At 50.4% G+C, this 3,450-nt stretch carries 2 rRNA genes; both read left to right on the top strand.

What is annotated here, in order from left to right:
* The first annotated feature begins 131 nt into the window (after positions 1-131).
* Positions 132-3,023 (top strand): 23S ribosomal RNA (locus tag B0F88_RS19015).
* A gap of 267 nt (positions 3,024-3,290) precedes the next feature.
* Positions 3,291-3,406, top strand: a 5S ribosomal RNA gene (rrf, locus tag B0F88_RS19010).
* The last annotated feature ends 44 nt before the right edge of the window (positions 3,407-3,450 follow it).

Genomic DNA, 3,450 nt, shown 5'->3' with positions numbered 1-3,450 from the left:
TTCTCAAAAAGCAGAAAAAAGCGATTAAGAAAGCTGATCGATATAACACAAGAAGATACGCGTTTACTTAATTCAATCGAATAGCAATATTCAGGCGAATAAGCAGGCGGGCAGACTTATTGGGGTTATATGGTCAAGTGAATAAGCGCATACGGTGGATGCCTAGGCAGTGAGAGGCGATGAAGGACGTTGTAGCATGCGAAAAGTCTCGGGGAGTTTGCAAACTAACTTTGATCCGAGAATGTCCGAATGGGGGAACCCGGCCAGCATCAGCTGGTCATCTTGTCATGAATACATAGTGACTTGAAGCGAACCTGGGGAACTGAAACATCTAAGTACCCAGAGGAAAAGAAATCAACCGAGATTCCCTTAGTAGCGGCGAGCGAACGGGGATTAGCCCTTAAGTTGTACAGTTGTTAGTGGAACAGTCTGGAAAGTCTGGCGATACAGGGTGATAGCCCCGTACACGAAAACGCTGTGCAGTGAAAACGAGTAGGTCGGAGCACGTGAAACTTTGACTGAACATGGGGGGACCATCCTCCAAGGCTAAATACTCCTTACTGACCGATAGTGAACCAGTACCGTGAGGGAAAGGCGAAAAGAACCCCGGAGAGGGGAGTGAAATAGATCCTGAAACCGTATGCGTACAAGCAGTAGGAGCGGACTTGTTCCGTGACTGCGTACCTTTTGTATAATGGGTCAGCGACTTAATCTCAGTGGCAAGCTTAACCGAATAGGGGAGGCGTAGCGAAAGCGAGTCTTAATAGGGCGTTTAGTCGCTGGGATTAGACCCGAAACCGGGCGATCTATCCATGACCAGGCTGAAGGTGGGGTAATACTCACTGGAGGGCCGAACCCACGTATGTTGAAAAATCCGGGGATGAGTTGTGGATCGGAGTGAAAGGCTAATCAAGCTCGGAGATAGCTGGTTCTCCTCGAAAGCTATTTAGGTAGCGCCTCGTGTATAACTGTTGGGGGTAGAGCACTGTTTCGGCTAGGGGGTCATCTCGACTTACCAACCCGATGCAAACTCCGAATACCAACAAGTTCGAGCACGGGAGACACACGGCGGGTGATAAGGTCCGTCGTGAAAAGGGAAACAGCCCAGACCGTCAGCTAAGGTCCCAAAATCTATGCTCAGTGGGAAACGATGTGAGAAGGCACAGACAGCCAGGAGGTTGGCTTAGAAGCAGCCATCCTTTAAAGAAAGCGTAATAGCTCACTGGTCGAGTCGGCTTGCGCGGAAGATTTACCGGGGCTAAGCATAGTACCGAAGCTACGGGTTCATCGTAAGATGAGCGGTAGAGGAGCGTTCTGTACGCCTGCGAAGGTGAACTGAGAAGTTTGCTGGAGGTATCAGAAGTGCGAATGCTGACATGAGTAACGATAATGGGGGTGAAAAACCCCCACGCCGAAAATCCAAGGTTTCCTGCGCAACGCTAATCGACGCAGGGTTAGTCGGTACCTAAGGCGAGGCTGAAAAGCGTAGTCGATGGAAAACAGGTTAATATTCCTGTACTGGTGGTAACTGCGATGGGGTGACGGAGAAGGCTAGGTCAGCTACCTGTTGGAATAGGTAGTTTAAGCGAGTAGGGAGGGTTCTTAGGCAAATCCGGGAACCTATATTCTGAGACGTGATGACGAGTTGTTCTTAGGAACGACGAAGTGATTGATGCCATGCTTCCAAGAAAAACCTCTAAGCTTCAGGTTACCAGTAGCCGTACCCCAAACCGACACAGGTGGATGGGATGAGAATTCTAAGGCGCTTGAGAGAACTCGGCTGAAGGAACTAGGCAAAATGGTACCGTAACTTCGGGAGAAGGTACACCCCAAGTATGTGAAGTCCCTCGCGGATGGAGCAGAACAGGGTTGCAATAAAATGGTGGCTGCGACTGTTTAGCAAAAACATAGCACTCTGCAAACTCGAAAGAGGAAGTATAGGGTGTGACGCCTGCCCGGTGCTGGAAGGTTAATTGATGGGGTTATCTTCGGAGAAGCTCTTGATCGAAGCCCCAGTAAACGGCGGCCGTAACTATAACGGTCCTAAGGTAGCGAAATTCCTTGTCGGGTAAGTTCCGACCTGCACGAATGGCGTAACGATGGCCACACTGTCTCCAGCCGAGACTCAGTGAAATTGAAATTGCGGTGAAGATGCCGTATACCCGCGGCTAGACGGAAAGACCCCGTGAACCTTTACTATAGCTTTGCACTGGACTTTGAACCTATTTGTGTAGGATAGGTGGGAGGCTTTGAAGCAGGAACGCCAGTTCTTGTGGAGCCGACCTTGAAATACCACCCTGGTATGTTCGAAGTTCTAACCTAGGTCCGTTATCCGGATTGGGGACAGTGTATGGTGGGTAGTTTGACTGGGGCGGTCTCCTCCCAAAGAGTAACGGAGGAGCACGAAGGTACCCTCAGGCTGGTCGGAAATCAGCCAATGAGTGCAATGGCATAAGGGTGCTTGACTGCGAGACGGACAAGTCGAGCAGGTACGAAAGTAGGTCATAGTGATCCGGTGGTTCTGTATGGAAGGGCCATCGCTCAACGGATAAAAGGTACTCCGGGGATAACAGGCTGATACCGCCCAAGAGTTCATATCGACGGCGGTGTTTGGCACCTCGATGTCGGCTCATCACATCCTGGGGCTGAAGCAGGTCCCAAGGGTATGGCTGTTCGCCATTTAAAGTGGTACGCGAGCTGGGTTCAGAACGTCGTGAGACAGTTCGGTCCCTATCTGCCGTGGGCGTTTGAGATTTGAGGGAAGCTGCTCCTAGTACGAGAGGACCGGAGTGGACGAACCTCTGGTGTTCCGGTTGTCATGCCAATGGCATTGCCGGGTAGCTATGTTCGGACAGGATAACCGCTGAAAGCATCTAAGCGGGAAGCCCCTCCCAAGATGAGATCTCACTGGGACTTAAAGTCCCCTGAAGGGCCGTCGGAGACTACGACGTTGATAGGCACGGTGTGGAAGTCCAGTAATGGGCGTAGCTAACGTGTACTAATTGCCCGTGAGGCTTGACCATATAACACCCAATCAGTTTGGATGTGTTGTAGACCGGCTTTATCGCAAACTTAAAAGAATTAACAGACGTTACAGATTTCCATCAAGCAGGCGAAAGGCTAAGGGCAAAAGACGAAAAAAGCCCAGCCCCGGCCTAGCTTGAGAAGAGTTGAAATGCCAAGGCCCGTTAGGGTCGAAGCAAAAAAGCAGAATGAAGAAAAGAGACCCAGACAGAGAAAAACCCTTTCGTCTTGTGCCCTTAGCCTTTAGCCTGTTTTACACCAGTTTGCTTGGTGACCATAGCGAACGTGAACCACCCGATCCCATCCCGAACTCGGAAGTGAAACCGTTTAGCGCCGATGATAGTGTGGCAGTTTGCCATGCGAAAGTAGGGAATTGCCAAGCTCTTAAATCAAAAACCCAAGCCGAAACGCTTGGGTTTTTTTTTG

It is taken from the genome of Methylobacter tundripaludum (assembly GCF_002934365.1).
In the GTDB taxonomy this organism is placed as follows: Bacteria; Pseudomonadota; Gammaproteobacteria; order Methylococcales; family Methylomonadaceae; genus Methylobacter_A; species Methylobacter_A tundripaludum_A.
This window is presented reverse-complemented; position numbering and strand designations above follow the sequence as displayed.